This window comes from Alloalcanivorax venustensis, from assembly GCF_047495515.1.
In the GTDB taxonomy this organism is placed as follows: Bacteria; Pseudomonadota; Gammaproteobacteria; order Pseudomonadales; family Alcanivoracaceae; genus Alloalcanivorax; species Alloalcanivorax venustensis.
In genome coordinates, this window is the sequence record NZ_CP179934.1 from 293,542 (window position 1) to 316,277 (window position 22,736).

Annotated in this window: 22 protein-coding genes; 10 read left to right on the forward strand and 12 right to left on the reverse strand. The window is 68.2% G+C overall.

Annotation, left to right across the window (positions count from 1 at the left end):
- Positions 1-70: 70 nt before the first annotated feature.
- Positions 71-385, forward strand: a complete 315-nt coding sequence (locus ACMG4O_RS01405; RefSeq protein ID WP_194855189.1) for a helix-turn-helix domain-containing protein — start codon at positions 71-73, stop codon at positions 383-385.
- Positions 386-585: 200 nt separating this feature from the next.
- Positions 586-906, forward strand: a complete 321-nt coding sequence (locus tag ACMG4O_RS01410; protein ID WP_370184805.1) for a helix-turn-helix domain-containing protein — start codon at positions 586-588, stop codon at positions 904-906.
- A gap of 9 nt (positions 907-915) precedes the next feature.
- On the opposite strand, the gene ACMG4O_RS01415 is transcribed toward ACMG4O_RS01410, so the two are convergent.
- From ACMG4O_RS01415 to ACMG4O_RS01430, 4 genes are read right to left on the reverse strand one after another with little or no spacing between them, the layout of a single operon-like run.
- Positions 916-1,425: a dihydrofolate reductase gene (locus ACMG4O_RS01415; protein WP_142949164.1), complete on the reverse strand. Its 510-nt coding sequence runs from the start codon at positions 1,423-1,425 to the stop codon at positions 916-918.
- 28 nt (positions 1,426-1,453) lie between these two features.
- Positions 1,454-2,287, reverse strand: coding sequence for a thymidylate synthase (locus ACMG4O_RS01420; protein ID WP_142949165.1), 834 nt, complete (start codon positions 2,285-2,287; stop codon positions 1,454-1,456).
- A 4-nt stretch (positions 2,288-2,291) separates the two neighbouring features.
- Positions 2,292-3,092, reverse strand: coding sequence for a prolipoprotein diacylglyceryl transferase (gene lgt / locus ACMG4O_RS01425; protein ID WP_142949166.1), 801 nt, complete (start codon positions 3,090-3,092; stop codon positions 2,292-2,294).
- A gap of 38 nt (positions 3,093-3,130) precedes the next feature.
- Positions 3,131-3,937, reverse strand: a complete 807-nt coding sequence (locus ACMG4O_RS01430; protein WP_414434253.1) for a sulfite exporter TauE/SafE family protein — start codon at positions 3,935-3,937, stop codon at positions 3,131-3,133.
- A 72-nt stretch (positions 3,938-4,009) separates the two neighbouring features.
- Here ACMG4O_RS01430 and ACMG4O_RS01435 point away from each other — a divergent pair, with 72 nt between their 5' ends.
- Positions 4,010-4,762: an NRDE family protein gene (locus ACMG4O_RS01435; RefSeq protein ID WP_370202383.1), complete on the forward strand. Its 753-nt coding sequence runs from the start codon at positions 4,010-4,012 to the stop codon at positions 4,760-4,762.
- 249 nt (positions 4,763-5,011) lie between these two features.
- Here ACMG4O_RS01435 and ptsP read toward each other — a convergent pair whose 3' ends face one another.
- Positions 5,012-7,282 (reverse strand): phosphoenolpyruvate--protein phosphotransferase, encoded by a 2,271-nt coding sequence (ptsP, locus tag ACMG4O_RS01440; protein WP_194855193.1) that lies wholly within the window; start codon positions 7,280-7,282, stop codon positions 5,012-5,014.
- A 19-nt stretch (positions 7,283-7,301) separates the two neighbouring features.
- The gene (locus ACMG4O_RS01445) at positions 7,302-7,802 is read right to left on the reverse strand and encodes an RNA pyrophosphohydrolase (RefSeq protein WP_067612855.1); all 501 of its coding nucleotides are present in this window, start codon (positions 7,800-7,802) and stop codon (positions 7,302-7,304) included.
- Positions 7,803-7,974: 172 nt separating this feature from the next.
- Here ACMG4O_RS01445 and ACMG4O_RS01450 point away from each other — a divergent pair, with 172 nt between their 5' ends.
- Positions 7,975-8,640, forward strand: a complete 666-nt coding sequence (locus tag ACMG4O_RS01450; RefSeq protein WP_414434254.1) for an HAD family hydrolase — start codon at positions 7,975-7,977, stop codon at positions 8,638-8,640.
- The gene (locus ACMG4O_RS01455) at positions 8,637-9,605 is read left to right on the forward strand and encodes an imelysin family protein (protein ID WP_414434255.1); all 969 of its coding nucleotides are present in this window, start codon (positions 8,637-8,639) and stop codon (positions 9,603-9,605) included. The genes ACMG4O_RS01450 and ACMG4O_RS01455 overlap by 4 nt, the downstream gene beginning before the upstream one ends.
- A gap of 592 nt (positions 9,606-10,197) precedes the next feature.
- Here the strand turns inward: ACMG4O_RS01455 and ACMG4O_RS01460 are convergent.
- Positions 10,198-10,800 carry an outer membrane beta-barrel protein gene (locus ACMG4O_RS01460; RefSeq protein WP_414434256.1) on the reverse strand — a complete coding sequence of 201 codons (603 nt, stop codon included), beginning with the start codon at positions 10,798-10,800 and terminating at the stop codon, positions 10,198-10,200.
- 236 nt (positions 10,801-11,036) lie between these two features.
- On the opposite strand from ACMG4O_RS01460, the gene ACMG4O_RS01465 reads away from it, so the two are divergent.
- From ACMG4O_RS01465 to ACMG4O_RS01475, 3 genes are read left to right on the forward strand one after another with little or no spacing between them, the layout of a single operon-like run.
- Positions 11,037-13,553: a heavy metal translocating P-type ATPase gene (locus tag ACMG4O_RS01465; RefSeq protein WP_414434257.1), complete on the forward strand. Its 2,517-nt coding sequence runs from the start codon at positions 11,037-11,039 to the stop codon at positions 13,551-13,553.
- Complete coding sequence (locus ACMG4O_RS01470) at positions 13,550-13,909, forward strand: cupredoxin domain-containing protein (protein ID WP_194855198.1); 360 nt, start codon at positions 13,550-13,552, stop codon at positions 13,907-13,909. The genes ACMG4O_RS01465 and ACMG4O_RS01470 overlap by 4 nt, the downstream gene beginning before the upstream one ends.
- A gap of 15 nt (positions 13,910-13,924) precedes the next feature.
- Positions 13,925-14,365: a DUF411 domain-containing protein gene (locus ACMG4O_RS01475; protein WP_194855199.1), complete on the forward strand. Its 441-nt coding sequence runs from the start codon at positions 13,925-13,927 to the stop codon at positions 14,363-14,365.
- Between the two features lie 117 nt (positions 14,366-14,482).
- Here the strand turns inward: ACMG4O_RS01475 and ACMG4O_RS01480 are convergent, their stop codons facing one another.
- Positions 14,483-16,369: a hypothetical protein gene (locus ACMG4O_RS01480; protein WP_414434258.1), complete on the reverse strand. Its 1,887-nt coding sequence runs from the start codon at positions 16,367-16,369 to the stop codon at positions 14,483-14,485.
- A gap of 204 nt (positions 16,370-16,573) precedes the next feature.
- On the opposite strand from ACMG4O_RS01480, the gene ACMG4O_RS01485 reads away from it, so the two are divergent.
- The gene (locus tag ACMG4O_RS01485; protein ID WP_414434259.1) at positions 16,574-17,176 is read left to right on the forward strand and encodes a LysE family translocator; all 603 of its coding nucleotides are present in this window, start codon (positions 16,574-16,576) and stop codon (positions 17,174-17,176) included.
- Between the two features lie 94 nt (positions 17,177-17,270).
- On the opposite strand, the gene ACMG4O_RS01490 is transcribed toward ACMG4O_RS01485, so the two are convergent.
- Entirely contained in the window at positions 17,271-18,473 is a 1,203-nt protein-coding gene (locus tag ACMG4O_RS01490) for a class I SAM-dependent rRNA methyltransferase (RefSeq protein ID WP_414434260.1), read from the reverse strand.
- A gap of 212 nt (positions 18,474-18,685) precedes the next feature.
- Here ACMG4O_RS01490 and ACMG4O_RS01495 point away from each other — a divergent pair, with 212 nt between their 5' ends.
- On the forward strand, positions 18,686-19,921 hold the full coding sequence (locus tag ACMG4O_RS01495) for an MFS transporter (protein ID WP_414434261.1): 1,236 nt from the start codon (positions 18,686-18,688) through the stop codon (positions 19,919-19,921).
- Here ACMG4O_RS01495 and ACMG4O_RS01500 read toward each other — a convergent pair.
- The 3 genes from ACMG4O_RS01500 to ACMG4O_RS01510 all read right to left on the reverse strand — a co-directional run bounded on the left by ACMG4O_RS01500 (position 19,879) and on the right by ACMG4O_RS01510 (position 22,731).
- Positions 19,879-20,409, reverse strand: coding sequence for a methylated-DNA--[protein]-cysteine S-methyltransferase (locus ACMG4O_RS01500; protein WP_414434262.1), 531 nt, complete (start codon positions 20,407-20,409; stop codon positions 19,879-19,881). The genes ACMG4O_RS01495 and ACMG4O_RS01500 overlap by 43 nt on opposite strands.
- Positions 20,406-21,863 carry a DNA-3-methyladenine glycosylase 2 gene (gene alkA, locus ACMG4O_RS01505; RefSeq protein WP_414434263.1) on the reverse strand — a complete coding sequence of 486 codons (1,458 nt, stop codon included), beginning with the start codon at positions 21,861-21,863 and terminating at the stop codon, positions 20,406-20,408. The genes ACMG4O_RS01500 and alkA overlap by 4 nt, the downstream gene beginning before the upstream one ends.
- 223 nt (positions 21,864-22,086) lie before the next feature.
- Entirely contained in the window at positions 22,087-22,731 is a 645-nt protein-coding gene (locus ACMG4O_RS01510; RefSeq protein ID WP_067612465.1) for a TetR/AcrR family transcriptional regulator, read from the reverse strand.
- Positions 22,732-22,736 lie beyond the last annotated feature (5 nt).

Here is a 22,736-nt window from a genome sequence, read left to right on the forward strand (position 1 = left end):
AGCAATGGATATATATTGCTTATGCGCAAACCGCAAAGTATAAAAACCCGCAAGCGCAGAGGGAATTGCAATGATGGATGTAGGCAGCATTCTTAGAGAGCAGCGCCGGAACCGGAACGAAACGCTGCAAGTGGTGGCGGCCCGTGCCCACACCGACGCCGGCAACCTGTCGCGTATCGAACGCAACAAGCAGCAACTGACCGTGGTGCAGCTGGTGCGGCTTTGCGACGCCCTGGGGCTGCCGCTGGACGAATTCGCCCGGCGGCTGGACGCGGTGCGGATCAAACCGCGCCGGGTTCGCGACCCCGGCGGTCAGTACGAAACCGCCCGGCGGCGCCTGGCCCTGGGCCTGCCGGTGCTGACCGGCGGTCGCCGGCAAGCCTGACGCCGGCGGGCCGCCGGCCCGGCGTTTCGACAACGCCACAACGGCATTACGACTTGCGCCGATTCAACCTCAACGCCCCACTATTTGCTAATACGCAATACCGATAATTTGCGCTATTGCAATTAACACATTGAGGAGGCAAGAGCGCATTCCGAATACTGGGCGGCATGGATATCGGCGGCATTCTCAAAGCAAGGCGCGTGCGCAGGGACGAAACCCTCGAGGACGTGGCGTTTCGGGCGGGCACCGACGCGGGCAATCTGTCGCGCATCGAACGCAACCGGCAGGATGTGTCGGTGCAGCGTCTCGGGCGTCTTTGCGATGCCCTGGAGATGTCGCTCACCGAACTGTTCGAGGAACTGGAAGGCAAGGCCAAGACGCCGCATCTGCGCGATCCGGCCAGCGCCTTCGACAAGGACACCCGCCAACTGATCGAGCTGTCCGACAAACTCAACACTAACGGGCGCCGTCTGCTGGTGGACCTGGCCGCCCGCCTCGCCGAGACCAAAGGGCTCTACTGAACCCGCCCCCTAAGCCCGGTCGTAAACGATAAACGAGTAATCGTAGGGGTTGGGGCCTTCCGCCGCGTAATCCTCCCGCGCCACCTCGCGCCATTCGGCGGCGTCGAAATCCGGGAAGCGGGTGTCGCCCTCCACGTCCGCGTGCACCTGGGTGAGATAGAGACGGTCCGCGCGCGGCAGCGCCAGCCGGTAGATCTGGGCGCCGCCGATCACCACCACTTCGTCGTGCCCTTCCACCACCACCAGATGCCCGGCCAGTTCCAGAGCCTGGTCCAGATCCGCCACCACCTTGGCGCCCGGCGCCGAATAGTCCGGCTGGCGGGTAATCACGATGTTGGTGCGCCCGGGCAGCGGCCCCTTGAGGGACTCCCAGGTATTGCGCCCCATGATGATCGGCTTGCCGAACGTGACCTTCTTGAAGTACTTCAGGTCGTTGGGCAGGTACCAGGGCAAAGCGTTGTTGCGCCCGATCACATTGTTGGCGGCCTTGGCGGCCATCATCGCCAGACGAAACGTCATGGTGGTTCCTTATTGCACGGCGGCGGAGTTACACCGCGATCGGCGCCTTGATGCCGGGATGCGGGTCGTAGCCCTCGAGGGTGAAGTCCTCGAACCGGAACGCATAGAGATCACGGACCGCCGGATTCAGGGTCATGGTCGGCAGAGGGCGCGGCGCGCGGGCCAGCTGTTTGTCCGCCTGTTCCACATGGTTGCTGTAGAGGTGGGCGTCGCCCAGGGTGTGCACGAACTCGCCCGGTTGCAGATCACAGACCTGGGCGATCATCAGGGTCAGCAGCGCGTAGGAGGCGATATTGAACGGCACGCCCAGGAAGATATCGCCGCTGCGCTGGTAGAGCTGACAGCTCAGCTTGCCGTCGGCCACGTAGAACTGGAACAGGCAGTGGCACGGCGGCAGCGCCTGGCGGCCGTTGGCCGCGTTCTGCTGCGGCGACAGGCGCGGGTCCGGCAGCACCGCCGGGTTCCAGGCGCTCACCACCAGCCGGCGGGAATCCGGGTTGCGGCGGATCTCCGCCACCACCTCGTCGATCTGGTCGATCACGCCGCCGTCCACGGTGGGCCAGCAGCGCCACTGCTCGCCGTAGACCGGGCCCAGATCACCGTCCGGGGTGGCCCATTCGTCCCAGATGCTGACGCCGTTTTCCTTCAGATAGCGGATGTTGGTGTCGCCGGCCAGAAACCAGAGCAGCTCATGGATGATCGATTTCAGGTGCACCTTCTTGGTGGTCACCAGGGGAAAGCCCTCGGCCAGGTCGAACCGCATCTGGTGGCCGAACAGCGAATAGGTGCCGGTGCCGGTGCGGTCGCCCTTATAGGTGCCTTCGTGCCGGGCCCGGTGCAGCAGTTCCAGATATTGCTTCATGGCGTCAGCCTCTCTTCAGCGGACGGTCGTCGTGCTTGTAGGCCCAGGCGATCATGGCGGCGCCGATCACGATCATCGGAATGCTCAGCAGCATGCCCATGGTCAGCCAGCCGCCGGCCAGATAACCCAGGTGCGCGTCGGGCTCGCGGAAGAACTCCACGAAGGTCCGCGACAGGCCATAGCCGACCCCGAACAGGCCGGTCACCGCCCCGGCCGGGCGCGGCCGCGCCGAGTACAGCCACAGCACCAGGAACAGCACGATGCCTTCCAGGAAGAATTCATAGAGTTGCGAGGGATGCCGCGCCACGCCCATGGGATCGGACGGAAACACCATGGCCCAGGGCGCGTCCGAGGGCCGGCCCCACAGTTCGCCGTTGATGAAATTGCCGAAGCGGCCGGCGCCCAGGCCGATGGGCACCACCGGCACGGCGAAATCCGCCACCGAGAAGTAGCGCTTGCCGAATTTACGGGCCAGCAGCCAGAACGCGAACAGCACGCCCAGGGCGCCGCCGTGGAAGCTCATGCCGCCGGTCCAGATGGCGAACAGCCAGAGCGGGTCGTCCAGGAACTTGCCGAAGTTATAGAACAGCACATAGCCGACCCGGCCACCCAGGATCACGCCCAGCGCCACATAGAACACCAGGTCGCTGACCTGGTCGCGGGTCCAGCCGCTGTCCGGCCGCCCGGCGCGCCAGATCAGCAGGCACCAGCCGCCGACGAAGCCGATCAGGTACATCAGGCCGTACCAGTGAACCTGCAAGGGACCCAGCGCTATCGCCACCGGGTCGATCTGGGGAAACTCCATGCCAATACTCCGTCAGCGCGGCCCCGGAATGGGCCGCGTCAGTTCAGTATCAATTCCACGCCGATCACGATCAGCACGGCGGCGAAAATGCGCCTCAGGGTCGCCGAAGGCAAGCGGTGGCTGAGCCGCGCGCCCACCCGCGCCATGGGAAAACTGGTTACCACAATGGCCAGGGCCGCGGGCAGGTACACATAACCCAGACTCCAGGGCGGCAATTCGGTTCGCCCCCAGCCGGTGGCCACGAAGCCGGCGCTGCCGGCCAGCGCGATGGGCAGGCCGCAGGCGGCGGAGATCGCCACCGCGTTCTGCATCGGCAGCCGGCACCAGGACAGAAAGGGTACCGTGAGTGAGCCGCCGCCGATACCGAACAGGCTGGAGATGCCGCCGATCACCGAGCCCACCCCGGCCAGGCCGACGCCGCCGGGCACCCGCTCGGGCAGGCCGTCCCCGGCGCTCACCGCGCGCCGCCGGCTGAGCAGCATCTGCGCCGCGATCAGCACCGCGAACACGCCGAACAGGCGGGTCAGCGCGGCGCCGGACAACCGGTCGGCGACCACCGCGCCGAGCAAGGCGCCCACCACGATGCCCCCCGCCAGCCGCCAGGCCAGCGGCCAGCGCACGAAACCGGCCACATGGTGGGCGCGCACCGAACTGCCGGCGGTGACGATGATGGTGGCCAACGAGGTACCCACCGCCATCTGCGCCACCACCGCGTCATCGAACCCCATCACGTGGAACAGATAGATCAGCGGCGGCACGATCACCACGCCCCCGCCCAGGCCCAGGGCACCACCCAGCAAACCGGCGAACACGCCGATCAGGGCGCAGATCAACACAAGCGTCATTCATGTCCCCTGCTGGAAATGGCGGTTATGCTAGCAGCCCCGTTTTGTTATGTCCCAGGGAACCGGTTACCCATGTGCATTGTGCTATTCGACTGGCGGCCCGGCGCGGCCACGCCGCTCTCCGTGGCCGCCAACCGCGACGAGTTCCACGCCCGCCCCACCGAGGCGGCGCGCTGGCGCGGCGACGTCTTCTGCGGCCTGGATATCCGCGCCGGCGGCACCTGGCTGGGCATCCACCGCGACGGCCGCTTCGCGGTGATCACCAATTTCCGCGAACCGATCGCCGAACCGGGCGGCGGCGAACGCTCCCGGGGGCTGCTGCCCCAAGCCTTTCTGGAAAGCCGCGACACCCCGGAAGCCTTTTGCGCTGCCCTGGCCGATGAACAGCACCACTATGCCGGGTTTAATTTACTGGTCGGTGACCGCCGCACGCTCTGGTATCTGAGCAACCGGGGCGCCGCGCCCCGGCCGGTGGACCCCGGCCTGCACGGCCTCTCCAACGGCCTGCTCGACGAGCCCTGGCCCAAGGTGGCGCGCGGCAAGGCCAACCTGGACCGCGCCCTGGGCCGGGAAGCCGGCCTGGAAGGACTGCTCGACGTGGTCAACGACCGCCATCAGCCGGCGGACTCGGAACTGCCCGACACCGGCGTCAGCCGGGAACTGGAACGCCTGGTGGCGCCGGTGTTCATCCAATCCGACCAATACGGCACCCGCGCCAGCTCGGCGGTGCAGCTGCACCAAGACGGCCACATCGAAATGGCCGAGCAAAACTGGCGCCCCGACGGCCAACCCGACGGCCCGATCCGCTACAGCCAGGCACTCTAAAACCCATGAGCGTCTCTGGTATCCCGCCGGGTGGCTAAAAGCCACCCTTTCGCGGGCAAGGCCCGCTCCCACAAATCTTGCTTCGTAGCGCAGCTTGGCGGCTGGCACCATTAGTGAGGTTCGGTCTCGGTGGCCGGTGTCCAGGACTGTGTGAGGCAGGGAGCCGAACACAAGCCTCCAGGGATGGATTCACGGCGGGTCCTGGACACCGGCCACCGAGACCGAACCGGGCTACGGAGCGCCAACCCGTCACCCGCTTTTGCGGTGACGGATCAGCTCGCCGAGGCCGGCCTTGGTGAGCTGCAGGTCCACGTAGGAGGCGATCACCTCGCCGTTGTCCATCGCCAACACCTCATTGAGCAGGCGGCGCAGGAAGCCCATGTTGACCTGACGCACGGCGGCCTTAACGCGCAGCAGGTTGGAGGCGTTCATCGACAGGGCGTCGTAGCCCATCGCCATGATCAGCAACGCCGAGGCCGGGTCGCCGGCCATCTCGCCGCACACCGACACCGGCTTGCCTTCCTCATGGGCCTGCTCCACCACATGCAGCAGCGCGTGCAGCACCGCCGGGTGGAAGGAGTTGTACAGGTCGGAGACCTGGCGGTTGTTACGGTCCACCGCCAGCAGGTACTGGGTCAGGTCGTTGGTGCCCACGGACAGAAAGTCGACCCGCTGGGCCAGCGCCCGGGCCTGGTACACCGAAGCGGGCACCTCGATCATCACGCCCACCGGCGGCATCGCCACGTCCACGCCCTCTTCGCGGACTTCCAGCCAGGCCCGGTGAATCAGGTGCTGCGCTTCCTCGGCCTCGAACACACTGGTGATCATCGGCAGCATGATGCGCAGGTTGTCGAAGCCCTCCGAAGCCTTGAGCATGGCGCGCACCTGGACGATGAAAATCTCCGGGTGATCCAGGGTCACGCGGATACCGCGCCAGCCAAGGAAGGGGTTTTCCTCTTCGATGGGGAAATAGCTGAGCGCCTTGTCGCCGCCGATATCCAGGGTGCGCATGGTCACCGAATGGGGCGCGAACGGAGACAGCTGCTCGCGGTAAATCAGCCGCTGCTCCTCTTCCGACGGGAAGCGGTCGCGCACCATGAACGGAATTTCCGTGCGGTACAGCCCCACCCCTTCGGCGCCGCGCTCGATGGAGCGGTTGATGTCGGTCATCAGGCCGGTGTTCACCTGCAGACAGATGCGTTGGCCGTCCTCGGTCTGCGCCGGCAGGTCGCGCAGTTTTTCCAGGCCCGCCAGCAGATGTTTCTCTTCGGCGATGATGTCCTGGAACTGTTCCTTCAGTTCGGCGGTGGCGTTGGCGATCACCCGGCCGCGGAAGCCGTCGATGATCAGTTCCTTGCCGTCGAGCTTCTTCAGCGGCAGGTTCTGGCAGCCCACCACCGTGGGGATGCCCATGGCGCGGGCGACGATCGCCATGTGCGAGTTGCGCGAGCCGCGCGTGGTGACGATGCCGGCGAGACGCTCCTGGGGCATCTCCATCAACATCGGCGCGGAGATGTCCTCGCCCATCAGGATGCAGGCGTCCGGGAATTCGATCTGCCGCCGGTTGCGGCTCTGCAGCTGGCCCAGCACCCGGCGGCCCAGGTCGCGCACGTCGGCGGCCCGCTCCCGCAGATAGGGGTCGTCCATCATCTCGAAGTTGTGCACATGGGCGTCCACCACCATGCGCAGGGCGCCCTGGGCCCAGTGCCCCTCGCGGATCTTCGCGACCACCTCGGCGGGCAGGGCGTGGCGGTCGAGCATGCGCAGGTAGACGTCGAACAGCGCCTGTTCCTCGGCGCCCAGGCTCTTCTTGGCGCGCTCGGCCAGATCGCGGATTTCCTGGCGCACCCGCACCAGGGCCTCATCGAGCAGGGCGATCTCCGCGTTGACGTCCTCCACTTCCCGGTCCGGCACCGAGGACAGGTCGGTTTCCGGGAACAGCAGCACCGCCTGGCCGATGGCCGCGCCGGAGGCGCCGGACTGGCCGTCATAGATGGTGGGCAGTTTCTCGTGGGCGTCGAGCTGTTCGAACAGCGCGCCGGAGGCGTGGGCGTGGGCGATCACCGCCGACAGCTGCGCCGAGATGGTGACCAGGAAGGCCTCCTCGCTCTGGTCGAAACGGCGCGCGTCGCGCTGCTGCACCACCAGGATGCCGAGCACGTCACCGTGGTGCATCACCGGCACGCCGAGGAAGGCGTGGAAGGGGTCCTCGCCGGTTTCCGCCAGGTAATGGAATTTCGGGTGCGAGAAGGCGTCTTCCAGGTTGATGGGCTCCTCGCGCAGGCCCACCTGCCCCACCAGACCCTCGGAAAGCCCCAGGCTGACCCGGCCGATCGCCTCGCGCTTGAGGCCCTCGGAGGCCATCAGCACGTAACGCTCTTCGCTGTTGTTGCGAAGGTAGATGGAACACACCTCGGTGCCCATGGCATCGCGCACGCGCTTGGCCATCAAATCCAGAGCGGACGGGATGTCAGGCGCGTTGTTCACTTCCTGCACGATGCGGCGCAGGGTATCGAGCATGCGGATTCCTCTTAGGCTTCTAGTGCTTCTGCAAGGCACGCAAGGCCGGTGCCAGCTCGCGCAGGGCCCGGGCGTACACCCCGCGCTTAAAGTGCACCACTTTGCGAATCGGGTACCAGTAGTTCACCCAGCGCCAGTCCTGGAACTCCGGCACCGGTGAGCGGGCCAGGTCGATGGCCGCTTCGCCCGCCTCCAGACGCAGCAGATACCACTTCTGCCGCTGGCCGATGCAGGTGGGGCGGTTACGCGGCGGACGCAGAAAGCGGCGCGGCAGGCGGTAGGTCAGCCAGCCTTCGGTGGTGGCGAGAATGCGCACATGCTCGCGCAACAGGCCGGTTTCCTCTTCCAGCTCCCGGAACAGGGTCTCTTCCGGGCTTTCACCGGGCATCATGCCGCCCTGGGGAAACTGCCAGGCATCGCGGTTGCCCACCCGGCGACCCCAGAACACCCGGCCGTCCGGGCCGGCGATCACAATGCCGACGTTCAGCCGGTATCCTTTGTCGTCAATAATGCCTGTCATTGTCTTCAATCCCGTGGAAACGACGAGAGCCCGCCGTCCCCCAATTACTGCCATTAAACCTTGCCGGGCCCGGGGCAATCAATCGGCGCCCTGAATCAGGCGGATCGCCGGCACCGGTTCACGGTGCGCCCATCGCCTCTGCTAAGCTAGCGACCCTGACAGGGGAGGGCCCATGACACTGGCTATTTTCGACTTGGACAACACTTTGATCGCCGGAGATTCCGACCATCTCTGGGGGGAATTCCTGATCGACCAGGGTATCGTTGATGCTGATGGCTTCAAAGCCGCCAATGACGGTTTCTTCCAGGACTATCAGGACGGCCGGCTGGACATCTTCGCGTACCAGGAATTCATGCTCGGCGTGCTCAAGGGGCGGCCGCTGGAAGAACTCGACCGCCTGCGCCAGCGCTACATGGACACGGTGATCGACAGCATCTGGCTGCCCGCCGCCGAGCAGCTGATCGCCGACCACCGCGAGCGCGGCCACACCCTGATGATCATCACCGCCACCAATGATTTCATCACCGCGCCCATCGCCGCCCGCCTGGGCGTGCCGTGGCTGATCGCCACCCAGGCGGCTACCGACGCCGACGGCCTCTACACCGGCCGCGTCAAAGGCATCCCCAGTTATCAGTACGGCAAGGTGGAGCGGCTCTCCGAATGGCTCGTCGAACACCAGGAAACGCTCGACGGCAGCTACTTCTACAGCGATTCCCACAACGACCTGCCCCTGCTGCGCAAGGTGGATCACCCGGTGGCCGTGGACCCGGACCCGACCCTGGAACGCCACGCCCGGGAACTGGGCTGGCCGATCCTGTCGCTGAGGGCGCCGTCGTGATCCGCCGTTTCCGCCTCGCCGCCGTCCTGATCGCCACCACCGCGGTCGCCCTGCCCGGCTGCGACCGGCCGCCCGAAGAGGACACCGCCGCGCGCCCGCCGACGCTCGCGCAAAGCGCCGACCAGCCCCTCGAACTGACCACCGACAGCGGCGCCCCCCTGGAAAGCCGGCGCGGCGAGTGGCGCGACGCGCTGCGTGCCCTGCTGGCGGCGCCGGACGCGGACACGCTGGCCACCGCCGACCGCCGCTGGCGCGACCTGTACGACGCCTTCAACCGCCACTACCTGACCCTGGCCGCGCAGGCCTGCGCCGGCGACCGCCAGACGCCGCTGCAGCGCCTGGACGCCTGGCCGCTCTACCCGGCCTATGTGGACGCCCTGCCCGCCTGGCCGGACTCCGGCATCGTCAACGACCCGGCCCTGGAGCTCAGCGCCGCCAGCCTGCGCCGCCAGCAAGGCGCCACCGCCGACGGCGAAGTGGCCCTGGGGTTCCAGCCGATCCGCCTGCTGATCGCCGGCGCCGAAGGCGCGCCCCGCCAGGCCAAGGACCTGCGCGCGGAAGGGGATGAGCCGGCGGCGGCCCTGCGCGAACGGCGCCGCACCTACCTGAAACTGGCCGCCGACCAGCTGCAGGCGGACCTCAACGCCCTCCACCGGGACGACGGCCTCAGCCTGACATCGCTGCGCTGCGCCCTGGAAACCCTGGACGACCGCCTCGCCGCGCTCCAGACCCACCGCCAGGCCACCGCGCCCGAGGAAGGCCTGTACATTCCCTCGGTCAGCGTGGAGATCCTCGAGGAAACCCAGCCGAAGGCGGCCCTGACACAACTGAGCGCCGACGCCAACCGCGACGCCCGCGCCGCCCTGGAAAGCGGCTACCCCGGCTTCCAAACGGCCCTCGACCAGGCTGTGGAAGAAGACAGCTGGGCCCCGCTCGGCGAATGGCTGCACGCGCACGGCGGCTAACCCGGTTTTGGAGCCAACCTTGTGGAAGCGGGCCTTGTGGGAGCGGGCCCTGCCCGCGAAAGGGAGCGAAGCTCCCGGCAGGATCCCAGAAACCTGGATCTCCCGGTGTCCGGTGCTCGGTATCGGAGACGCGGTGCAATGGTGGTGCCTTCCGGGACCGCTCAAGCCATCCCTGGCCGCTGTTAGTTTGGCCCTCCCTGGCCAAACAGCTCCCTCCAGGCACCACCATTGCCCCGCTCACTGGGCAGCGGAACCGCCACGGGTCAGGTTGACCGTGTGAAAACACCGCCCGGACCGTTGCAGAAAGGTTCAGCGCCAGCGATAACCCGGAGAATTGGAATCTCCCCACCGAGCGGGTCTGTGTTCTGCCCTTCCGGGACCCTGGAGAACAGGACGTTCGACAGGGAGCCCCCAGGGACGGGTTCACGGCGTTCCCGGAAGGGCAGAACACAGACACGCTCCCCCAGATGGAGAGAACCTGCTGGAGATATCCGCCCCGTCAAAAAGGGGCACAAAAAAAGCGCGGCCGTAGCCGCGCTGGTCCGCCTTCCTTGGCGGGAGTCTTCGTCCTGAAGCAGGATCGGGTCCGGGCTTAGAAGTTGTAGCGCCCGAACACACCGATGTTGTCGGAATCGTCGGTGAAGGCCACCCGGGCGCCCACGTCCCAGGAGCGGTTCAGATTGACCAGGCCCTGGCCGTAGACACCGAAGTTACCGTCATAGATATCTTCGTAGAGCACGCCGCCGGACAGCTCCAGCACCTCGGTGGTCTGATGACGCAGGCCGCCGCTCACCGCGTAGCCCCACTCTTCGTCATTGAAGTCGTTGTCGTCACGGATCACGTCGGCGGTACCGACCAGATCCAGGCCGCGCTGCAGCGGAGTGTGGAAGCCGGCGCCCACGTACAGGCGGTTGCCGTCCACGTCGTCGCTGCCCGGGCTGTCGTAGTCGCCGTCGTAGAAGCTGGCGCCGCCGCGCAGGAACAGATGCTCGTCCAGGGCGAAGGAGCCTTCACCGCTGAGCACGTCCACATCCGGGCCGTTGTCGTAATCCCAGTTGTCATAACCGAACTGACCGTAGGTGTACGAGAAGCCGTTGTCGCGAACCGGCGTGGTCTGCTGGCTCTGGGCCTGGGCGTTGATGCTGGCCAGGGAAGCCGCGGCGATCGCGGATGCCATCAGGGTCTTCTTCAACATTTCCATGTCCTCGCTTTCAAATGGTCGATCAGGATGAGCGCCATCATCCACCTGCCCGCGACCCTCTACCAGTACCGGCCTCGCGCTTTATGACCCTTTTATAAAAGTTTTCATTTTCACGCTTTTTTGTCGTTTTTCAGGCGCGCCGCAACGCCTTGCTTGACCTTGGGGTTGCCCCAAGGTTTAACACTGGTCACTGATCGTTGTTCCCGTTGATCAATACGGAAGCCACCACCATGCGCACGCATCACTTGCCGATTCAGGGCGCCACCTGCCAGGGCTGCGCCAAAAAAATCCGGACCGCCCTCGGGGCGGTGCCCGGCGCCGACGAGATCCAGGTGGATCTCGATGAACAGACGGTCACCGTGCGCGGCGACGCCCGGCCCGAGGCACTGACCCGCGCCCTGGCGGAGAGCGGTTACGGCGTGAAACCGGCGCCCGAGCCGGAGCCCGAGCCCGAATCCGAATCCGAAGGCAGCGACAGTGCCCGGTCCGGCGGCGACATCCAGCTGGCGATCACCGGCGCCACCTGCGCCTCCTGCGTTCGCAGCATCGAAACCGCCCTGGGCGGCGTGGCCGGCGTCCGCGAGGCGAGCATGAACCTGGCCGACCACAGCGCCCGGGTAAGCGGCCAGGCGGCGCCGCGGGATCTTATCCGCGCGGTGGAAAGCGCCGGCTACGGCGCCAGCGTGATCGACGACCCGCGCCGCGCCGACCAGGAACGGGAGGAGCGCGAGCAGGCCCACTACCGGCAGCTGCTGCGCCACACCGGCTACGGCCTGGGCGTGGGCGCGCCGCTGATGCTGTGGGGCCTGCTCGGCGGCAGCATGACGGTGCAGCCGGGCACCTGGAGCCAGGCCGCCTGGCTGGCGGTGGGCGTGATCACCCTGGCGGTGCTGGCGGTGCCCGGGCGGCCGTTCTTCGTCGGCGCCTGGAAAGCCCTGCGCCACCACAACGCCAACATGGACACGCTGATCGCGCTGGGCACCGGCACCGCCTGGCTGTACTCCATGGTGGTGGTGCTGGCGCCGGGGCTGGTGCCGGAAGCGGCCCGCCATGTCTATTTCGAGGCCAGCGCCATGATCATCGGCCTGATCAGCCTGGGCCTGGCCCTGGAAGTGCGCGCCCGGGGCAAGACCAGCGCCGCCGTCAAACGCCTGCTCGACCTGCGCGCCAAAACCGCCCGCGTTCTGCGTGACGGCGGCGAACAGGACATTCCGGTGGAACAGGTGGTGGCCGGCGACCGCGTGCGGGTGCGCCCGGGCGAGAAAATCGCCGTGGACGGCGAAGTGGAAGAAGGCAGCAGCCGGCTGGACGAGTCCATGCTCACCGGCGAGCCGATGCCGGTGGCCAAGGGCCCCGGCGACAGCGTCGCCGCCGGCACCCTGAACGAGGGCGGCACGCTGATCTACCGGGCCACCCGGGTGGGCGCGGACACCGCCCTGGCGCGGATCATCGAGCTGGTGAAAAAAGCCCAGGGCACCAAGCCGCCGATCGGGCGTCTGGCGGACCGGGTGTCGGCGGTGTTCGTGCCCGCCATCATGCTGATCGCGGTGGCCGCCGCTCTGGCCTGGTTCAATCTGGGGCCGCAGCCGCCGTTCTCGCACATGATGGTGGCGGCCACCACGGTGCTGATCATCGCCTGCCCCTGCGCCCTGGGCCTGGCCACGCCCATGTCGGTGATGGTGGGCGTGGGCAAGGCCGCCGAGTACGGCATCCTGATCCGCCAGGGCGAGGCCCTGCAGACCGCCGCCGACCTGGACACCGTGGTGCTGGACAAGACCGGCACCATCACCGAGGGCCGCCCGGCGCTGACCCGGGTGCTGGCCGCCGACGGCGACACCGAGGAGGAAGTGCTGACGCTGGCCGCCAGCCTGGAAGCGGGCTCGGAACACCCGCTGGCCCGGGCGATTATGACCGCCGCCGAGGAACGCGGCCTGTCACCGCGGTCGGTCAGCGACTTCCAGGCGCTTAACGGCAAGGGCGTCAGCGCCCGGCTCGACGGCGCCACCCTGCGGCTGGGCAACCGCCGCTGGCTGGAGCAGGAAGGGGTCACCCTGGCGCTGCAGGACCAAGCCGCCGCGCTCAGCCAGGACGCCGCCACGCCGCTGTTCCTGGCCCGCGACGACCGGGTGATCGGCGTGCTGGGCGTCGCCGACCGCATCAAGGACGACGCCGCCGAGGCGATCCGCCGGCTGCGTGAGCGCGGCCTGCGGGTGATCATGATCACCGGCGATATCCAGGCCAGCGCCGACGCCATCGCCCGCCAGGCCGGCGTCGACGAGGTGCTCGCCGAGGTGCTGCCGGAGGACAAGGCCCGCGAAGTGAAGCGGCTGCAGCAGGACGGCGCCAAGGTGGCGATGGTGGGCGACGGCATCAACGACGCCCCGGCCCTGGCCCAGGCGGACGTGGGCTTCGCCATCGGCACCGGCACCGACGTGGCCATCGAGTCCGCCGCCGTCACGCTGATGAGCGGCTCGCTGCACGGCGTCGCCGACGCCATGGCGATCTCCCGGGCGACGCTGGGCAACATCAAGCAGAACCTGTTCGGCGCCTTCGTCTACAACAGCCTGGGCGTGCCGGTGGCCGCCGGTCTGCTCTACCCGTTCACCGGCTGGCTGCTCAGCCCGGTGATCGCCGGCGCCGCCATGTCGCTGAGCTCGGTGACCGTGGTCAGCAACGCCAACCGGCTGCGCTTCTTCAAACCCAACAAAGCGGACCGCCGCACGGCCGAGGGGAGGCACGACTCATGAGCTGGTTGATCAATCTCTCCGGCCTGGCGCTGATGGCGCTGATCGTCTGGTGGTTCTGGCTGGCCGGCGCCGGCAAGGCACGGCGCGCCACTCACGGCGCGGTGGATATTATCGTCGACGACGGGGTCTATGAGCCGGCGGTGATCGAGAGCAACGCCGGCGAACCGCTGTCGCTGCGCTTCGAGCGACGCGACGCCAGCCCCTGCGCCGAACAGGTAGTGTTCCACGGCCTCGACGTCAGCGAGTATTTACCGGTGGGGGAAACCACCACGGTGACGCTGACGCCGGAGCAACCGGGCACCTACCGCTTTACCTGCCAGATGAATATGTACCAGGGCAAACTGATCGTTCACTGACACGAGGATAGAACCATGAAGCGTTTACTGACCGCCGCCGGCCTGCTGGTGGCCAGCTCCTTGGCCGTCGCCGAGGCCCCCGAGGCCGGCACCCTGGAGGTGTATAAATCACCGACCTGCGGCTGCTGCGAAAAATGGGCGGACCACATGCGCGACAACGGGTTCGACGTGGTCACCCACGACGTGCAGAACCTGCAGCCGATCAAGGAAAAAGCACAGCTGCGTCCGGGGCTCGGCTCCTGCCACACCGCCTTTATCGACGGCTACGCCATCGAGGGCCATGTGCCGGCGGAAGACGTGCGCCGCCTGCTGGAGCAGAAACCCGATGCCCACGGGCTGACGGTGCCGGCCATGCCGGTGGGGTCGCCCGGGATGGAGATGGGCGACCGGCAGGACGATTACCAGGTGCTGCTGTATGGCGAGGACGGCGTTAAGGTGTTTGCCGAGCATCCTTGAGGGTTCGGGTCTGATGGTGGGCTCCGTAGCCCGGCGCCGGGAGCGGAGCCCTTGTGCGAGCGGGCCCCGCCCGCGAAAGGCAAGCGGAGCTTGCCGGCGGGATACCAGAGACCTGTCTTATTCCTCCTGATCCGTGGTGCGGCTGCGCAGGTATTCGACCAGCGCCGCGCGGCCCTGGGCGTCATCGCCCTGGTCCAGGTTCTCGGGGAAGTAGAAGGGATGCGGGGCCTGCTCGCCCCGGGCCGGGTCGAGCAGGCGGTCGAGGCCGTCCCGGGCGTCGCTGCCGCGCACCGAGCCGTCGTGCAGGAAGCGGGCCTTGCCGTCCAGGGCCAGCAGCAGCGGCTGGGCGAAGCCGCGCCGGCCGCCGCGCAGGGTGGCGTCGAGGGCGACCACGGAGTCGTCGTAGGCCGGCGCGGGGCCGCCGCGGGCGTCCTGGACGTCGCTGAAGTCGCTCACCGTGGACCGTTCGAACAGCACCAGCAGCTCGTCGTTGTAGGCCGGGTAGAGGGTTTCGATGGGGACCACCTCGGCGGAGACCGGTTGGTTGGGGTCGGCGGTGTGGCAGGCCACGCAGCCGGCGCCGCCGTCTTCCCGGCCGGTGGTGAACAGGGCGCGGCCGGCGGCCACCTGGTCGGCGTCCAGATCGTCGGGGGCGGCCGGCGCCGGCAGTTGGTCGGTGTAGGCGCGCAGGTCATCCAGTTTCCGCTGGGCGACGCGGCGGCCCACCGGGCCGGCCGGGGCGCCCACCGGCAGGTCGGTGCGCTCCACCTCGACGAACGGAATCACATCGGTGGCGGCCATGCCCTCCGGGATCACCCCGGTGTCGCGCAGCACCGCTTCGTAGCGCCGGGCGATCTCGTCGCCCAGGCGGCCGGCGACCACGTTCAGGAAGGCACGCCCGGATTCGGTGAGCAGGCTGGTGGGTTCCATGGCGACGGTGTAATCCAGATTGTTGAAGTCGTCGACCTTCTCGAAGATGCCGGCGTGGCTGCCCGGCGCCGCCAGGTCGGTGCGGAAGAACGGCGGCGTGATGGAGGCGTTGCCGAGGCCGTCCGGGGTGCCGTCGAACGAGGTGCGCGGGTAGTAGCGCCGGGTCTCGCCGTCCTGCTGGTAGGTGCCGGTAAGGTACTCGCGGGCGGCGGCGGTGGCCTCCTCAACGGTGCCGTCGGCGGGGATGCCGGCGAAGTCGCCGCGCCCGACGGTGACGCCGTCATAGGGCTCCGGCTCCGGCCCGGAGGGCAGCAGGCCGTCGAGCAGGCCGCCCTGGTCGTCGTCGCCGCCGGCGTCCGGCTGGTCCAGGCGCAGCTGCAGCAACGGCAGGTAGGCGAGCGGGTTATTGGCGGTGGCGAACAGCGCGCCCACATCCAGGTCGCGGGCGATGACGCCGTCCACCGGTTGCCCGGCGGACCCGGCGCCGGCCACGCCTGGGGCCAGCACCTCGCCGTCGGTGCTGGCGTGGCAGAGCGCGCAACTCACCCCGAGCCGGTCGCCGGCGGCCAGGTTGAGGCCGCCGCCGGTGAAGCCGTCGCTGCTGCCCAGGGGCTTGCGTTCGCCGTCGGCGCGGAACGGCACCAGCCCGATCACCGCGCCCTGGTTGAGCCAGGCGTTGAGGCGGGTCGGCTCCGCCAGCACCGTATCGGCCGGCTCGGCGCCGGCCTCGATGCGGGCGGCGGCGTTGCGCAACGCCTCGGCCTGTTGCGGCTCAAGCGCGGCGGTGTTGATGTTCAGCCCCATTTCCAGGGCCTGCAGCGGCGTCATGCCGCTGTCCTCGATGCCCTGGGGCAGGCGCATGGCGCTGGTCCAGAAACCCTGGTTGCCGAACGTCTCGAAGCGGAATATCTCGCGGCCCCGGTCCACCGCCGTGGGGGCGGCGTCACGCTGTTGCGGCGCGTTGGCAGTGGTCTCGCCGCCGGAGCCACTGTCACCGCCACAGGCGCTTAATGCGAGCAAAGTGCACAGCGCCATCGCGGCGCCGCGCCCGGTGTGCATGGAAATACCTGACATTGTTGTTCTCCCGATACCTGCTTTTTATGCACAGCAAAATCCGCGTGGGCGGATAAATAACCACAAAGGTAGGGAGAGTAATCAGAAAGGCCGGAGAGCGGCCACAGCGCCGGCGACAGGTTTGCAATAAAGGAAAAAACAACACCTAAGTTTACCTAACGCATATAAAAGGCATCATCACTTCCAGAGGCGACGAGGATACCCATGCTTGCTGTAAACGACTGGCTGCTGTTGATCGGCGTGTGCGCGCTGGGCGCCATGACCCCGGGGGCCAGCCTGGCGGTGGTGACCCGCCACACGCTGCGCGGCTCGGCACGGGCCGGGGTGGGCGCCGGGCTGGCCCACGCCGCCGGCATCGGCGTGTACGCGGTCGCCACGGTGGCGGGGCTGGCGGTGGTGCTGCGCGGTTTTCCGCAGCTGGAAATCGCCATCCGGCTGGCCGGCTCATTGTTTTTATTATGGCTGGCACTGGGCAGCTGGCGCGCCGCCGCGCGCCCGGCGCCGGAGCCGGACGCCGGGGCCGGTGGCAACGCGGTGCGCGACGGCTTTCTGATCGCGTTTCTGAACCCCAAGGTGGCGCTGTTCTTCCTGGCGCTGTTCAGCCAGTTCGTAAGCGCGGACATGGCCATGGCCGCCCGGGTGCAGGTGGCCGCCACGGCGGTGGTGATCGACGGTGGCTGGTACAGCCTGGTGGCGCTGTTACTGGCGCGCGGGCCGGTGCTCGCGGCCCTGCGCCGGCACCACGGCAAGGTGGAACGAACCACTGCCGGGGTGCTGGTCGTCGTGGCGCTGGCGGTCTGGTTTTAAGGGCTGCAAGCCTCAAGCCGCAAGCGACAAGCAGGCCGTACCGGAGGATGGCTGTTCGCTTGCCGATTGAAGCTCGCGGCTTGCCGCTGTTCCGTTAAAAACGGAACAGCAGTCGCGCGAACCAACTCTTGAGGTAGGCGGTTTCCGGAATCGCCGGGTGCACCGGGTGATCCGGCCCCTGCCCTTCGAAGCCGATCACCTGCAGTGAACGGTCGATGTGCCGGGCGGAGGAACGCACCACGTCGAGCAGTTTGTCCGCCGGCAGGTGCATGGAGCAGGACGCGGAAATCAGATAGCCGCCCGGCTTCACCAGCCGCACCGCCAGTTCGTTGATGGCGTGGTAGCCGGCCAGGCCGTTCTTGAAATCCTTGCGCCGTTTGATAAAAGCGGGCGGATCCAGAATCACCAGATCGAACTTTTCGCCGTCGGCGAGCAGTTGCTTCATGGCGGTGGTGGCGTCGCCTTCCAGGGTGCGCAGCTGCTCCGCCACGCCGTTCATTTCCGCGTTGCGGTGCATGTATTCCAGCGCCAGCGACGAGCTGTCGATGCCGGTCACTTCGGCGGCGCCGGCCATGGCCGCCTGCACGCCCCAGCCGCCGCAGTAGGCGAACACATCCAGCACCCGGGCGCCTTTGGCCAGCGGCGCCATGCGCGCCCGGGCACTACGGTGATCGAAGAACCAGCCGGTCTTTTGCCCTTCGCGCAGCGGCGCCTGGAAACGGCCGCCGTTCTCGTGCAGTTCCACACTTTCCGGCACCTCGCCTTTAAGGGCGCGGGTGTAGAGCGGCAGGTCTTCCAGTTCGCGCACGCCGGCCTCGTTCTTGACCACGATATTGGCCGGCGACAGCACCGCGTCCAGCGCCGTCGCCACGGTGTCCAGATGGGCCTCCATGCCGGCGGTGCCCGCCTGCATCACCAGGGTGTCCTGGTAGCGGTCCACCACCAGGCCGGGCAGGCCGTCCGCCTCGCCGTGCACCAGCCGGTAGCCGGGCTGCGGATAGAGCGTCTCGCGCAACGCCAGCGCCTGCTCGATGCGCTTCTTGAAGAAGCTGCGCGACGGTTCCTGTTTCACGTCACGGCTGTACAGGCGGGCGGCGATCAGTGAATTGGGGCTCATAAAGGCCCGACCGAGCGCCTTGCCACGGCTGTCTTCCACCACGCAGGCGGTGCCGGCGGGCAGGCTTTTGAGCGGGCTGTGGGCGGTGTCCACTTCGTTGGCGTAGATCCATTCATGGCCGGCCTTGAGGCGGCGTTCCTCGTTTTTCTTGAGGCGCAGGGTAGGGGTGTCGTCGGTCATGGGTGGCTCGCTCGCGCAAAAGCGGCAGTTTATCACGGCACCGGGCGCCGTGAGTGCAATGACCGCTGATGGCGCGCCTGACATACCCTTTGGTATGCGAGCGCCGCGCGGCTGAGCTACACTCGACCGGGTAACTCGGGTAAAGCCGCTTGCCCTTCCTGGCCGGGCGGCGAGAGATAATAACGAAGCGCTCAGCGCCCTTGAGGATCACCATGCGTTTTTTCCAGCAGCGTCCCCCCTTTGTCCTGATGGTCGCCACCGGTGCCATGTGCACCGTGGTGGTGCTGGTGTTCGCGCGCCTGTGCTACGGCCTGGTGCTGCCGGCCATGCGCGACGGCCTGGGGCTGAGCTATGCCCAGGCCGCCAACCTGAGCACCGCCACCGCGCTGGGCTATCTGCTGCTGGTGATGGTGGCGGGGGTGTTCGCCGCCCGTTTCGGCGGCAAGCAGTCGGTGCTGCTGGGGCTGGTGCTGGTGACGCTGGGCTTTATCGGTCTCAGCCAGGCCAGCGATTACCGGGTGCTGCTGGCGCTGATGGTGATGCTCGGCATGGGCACCGCCTTCGGCTACACGCCGTTGATTTCGCTGCTCGCCAATACCTACCCGAAGCGGCGCGGCTCGGTGATCGGCTTCACCAACAGCGGCGTGGGCGCCGGCATGCTGCTGGCCGGCGCGCTGGTGCCGGCGCTCACCCAGGCGGACACCAGCGACGGCTGGCGCCATGTGTGGCTGAGCTTCGCCGCCGGCGGCGCCCTGGTGACCACCCTGGTGCTGCTGTTTCTGCGCAACCCGGAGCGGCCCATGGCCGCCAGCACCGACGCCGCCACCGGTGTCGGCGGCCCCGGCGAACCGATCTTCCGTAACCCCCATGTGGTCACCGTGGGGCTGGTGTACGGCGTGCTCGGGCTCACCTACATCGTGCAGGTCACCTTTATGTACAGCTTCGCGCTGGACGGCGGCCTGACGGCGCTGAGCGCCGGGCATCTGGTGTCGCTGATGGGGATTCTGTCGATCTTCGCCGGGCCGTTCTGGGGCTGGCTGGCGGACCGGCTGGGCTATTCCAACGGCCTGGTGCTGTCCATGTCGCTGTCGCTGCTGGCCACCGCCCTGCCGGTGATCTGGCCTCAGCCCTGGGCGTTCGTCGCCCACTTCGTGATTCTGGGGCTGTGCGTGGCCGGCCTGTTCACCTCCATTCTGGCGGCGTCCACGGAGACCGTGCCGCCCCATCAGGCGCCGGTGGCGGTGAGCTTCGTCACCCTGTTCTATGCCACCGGCCAGTTCCTGGGGCCGGCGCTGGCCGGCCTGGTGGTGGAGTGGAGCGAAGGCTTCCGGGTGGCCTTCGCCGGCAGCTGCCTGGTGATGGTGGGCGGCGTCTACCTGTGCTGGCGCACCCGCCGCCACCAGGGCTACCGGGCGGTGCCGGCCAGCGCCTGCGCCGCCGGCGAATAAGCCTCCGGTTCGCGGCCGCTTTCCCAGTCCAGCAGCCAGGCCTTGCGCCCCACGCCACCGGCATAACCGGTCAGTGAACCGTTGGCGCCCACCACCCGATGGCAGGGAACCAGTAACGACCAGGGGTTTCGCCCCACCGCGGCGCCCACGGCGCGCACCGCCGCCGGGCGCCCGAGACGGGCCGCCAGGGTGCCGTAGGTCCAGGTCTCGCCGGCGGGGATACGGCGCAGCTCCGCCCATACCGCCTGTTGAAAGGCGGTGCCCCGCCGCGCCAGCGGCAGGTCGAAGCCGGCGCGCCCCTGGTCCTCGAAGTAACCGCGCAACTGCTCCGCGGCGCGGGCCAGCAAGGGGTTGTCCGGACGGTGGGTCCAGCCGGCCGGGTCCGGGTGGTATTTCTGGCCCTCGAACCAGACCCCCAGCAGAGCCCGTTCGTCGGCGGCCACCAGCATGGCCCCCAGGGGGCCGGGAATCGCTACATAGTCCGTCATTGTCGCTCTCCTTTCTCTTCGCCTTTCTCCAGGCTTTGCCAAAGGTGCATCACCGCGTAGGCCCGCCAGGGGCGCCAGGCCTCGGCGCGCTCGCGGGCGCGCGCCGGGGACGTTTCGCCAAGGGCCTTGAGCACGCCGTAGTCGGCGGCGGGAAACGCGTCCGGCCAGCCCAGGGCGCGCATCGCCAGATATTGGGCGGTCCAGTCGCCGATGCCGGGCAGCGCCTGCAGGCGCGCCAGGGTGTCTTCCACCGCCGCGCCCGGCGCCAGCACCAGATCGCCGTCGGCGCAGGCCCGGGCGAGCACCTGTATCGCCTTCACCCGGGTGCGGATAATACCCAGTTCACCGAGGGTGTCGGCGCGGCTCTCCGCCACCCGTTCGGCGTCCGGAAAGGTATGAGTCAGGCCGGCGAAGGGGGTCGCCAGCGGCTCGCCGAGCGCGGCGGCCACCCGACCGGCCAGGGTGCAGGCGGCGCGCACCGTGATCTGCTGGCCGAGCACCGCACGCACTGCCGCCTCGAAACCGTCGAACGCGCCGGGCACGCGCAGGCCCGGATGCGCCTCGGCGAGTTCGCCGAGGCGGGCGCTCACTTCCTGCGGCTGGCAGCCGAGATCGAACAACCGCTGCAACCGTCCCAGCACCTCCGGCACCGCCCTTGCCAGCGACGCGGACAGGGTCACCGCCAGCAGCGGCCGGCCCGGCACCGGCCGCACCGCCAGCCAGCCGCGCAGCGCCTGGCCCTGGCTCGACAACGCCACGGTGCGCCGGTAGACGCCGTCGTCCACCGCTTCGACGCCGGCGATGGCGCGCTGGCCGAGAAACGCCAGCAGGCGGGGCCAGTCCAGCGGCGGGCGGTAGGCGAGCTGAAAATCCAGGCTGTCCTGGTGACGGCTGGTCGGCAGGCGCCGCAGTTGCGAGGGCTGCAGCCGGTAGCGCTGGCGGAACAGCGCATTAAAGCGGCGCACGCTGCCGAACCCGGCGGCCAGCGCCACTTCGGTGACCGGCAGGCCGGTGTCGGTGAGCAGCCGCTTGGCCAGCAGCAGGCGCTGGGTTTGGGCGTAGGCCACCGGCGAAACGCCGAACTCATCACCGAAGGTACGCCGCAGGTGGCGGTCGCTGACGCCCAGCTCCGCCGCCAGGGCGCCGAGGTGGTTGTCGGTGAGGCCGCCTTCGTCGATGCGCGCCGCCACCGCCCGCGCCAGCCGGCGGCGGGCGTCGACGCTGGCGTGGCCGGGCGCCAGCTCGGGGCGGCAGCGCAGGCAGGGGCGATAGCCGCCGGCTTCGGCGGCGGCAGCGCTGGGGAAAAAGCGGCAATTGTCCCGCCGCGGTACGCGAGCCGGGCACACCGGCCGGCAGTACACCCCGGTGGTCACCACGGCGACGAAGAACTGCCCGTCGAAACGGGCGTCGCGGGCGGTCAGCGCCTGATAACAGACATCGTCATTGATCCACATGGGGCCATCATAGACGGTGCGGGGGCGCTCGACTCGCCGTTTTCGGACCTGGCTGTGGGAGCTTGCTTGTGGGAGCGGGCCCTGCCCGCGAAAGGCCGGCTTGCCGGCCGGCAGGATGCCAGAGACGCCGATTGTGCGGCTGTTAGACAGGGCTCTGGAATCCTGCCGGGAGCTTCGCTCCCTTTCGCTTGCAAGCAAGCTCCCACAATCCCGGGCCGCTCTGTCAGGAGGGAGCCACCCCATAGCCTTTCAGGAAGACGCGCACCACCTCGCGGACGTGCGCCTTGGCGTCCTGCTCGGTAGGCGCTTCGCCGCAGCCGATCACCAGCTGCATGTGGCGGCAGCTCTGCAGCATGCCGAAGAACAGCTCCGCGGCGGCGGCGGGATCGCCCAGCCGCACCAGACCGCGTTCGCGGGCCCGGGTGAGCAGGCGCTCCATTTCGTTGAGGGTGCGCTGCGGTCCCGCCTCGAAAAACAGCCGGGCCATCTCGGTGTCCTGGCCGGCCAGACTCGCCATCAGTCGCTCCAGGGCGATGGCCTCTTCGCTGTTGATCAGAGTGACAAAGGCGTGACCGATGCGCTCCAGGACCACGGTCAGGTCGTCGCCGGCCTCCAGGGAAAAGATCGGGAAGGGCATCATCCCTTCGCACTTGGCTTCCACGGCGGCGGCGAACAGCGTCGCCTTGTCGGAAAAGTGGCTGTAGACGGTGAGCTTGGAGACACCGGCCTCGGTGGCCACCGCGTCCATGCTGGTGCCGGCGAACCCCTGGGCGATGAACAGCGCCTTGGCGGCATCGAGAATCGCCTCGCGCTTGGCCGGGTCCTTGGGCCGTCCACGCAGAGCCGTCTGGGAGTCGTTATCAGGCATGCTTC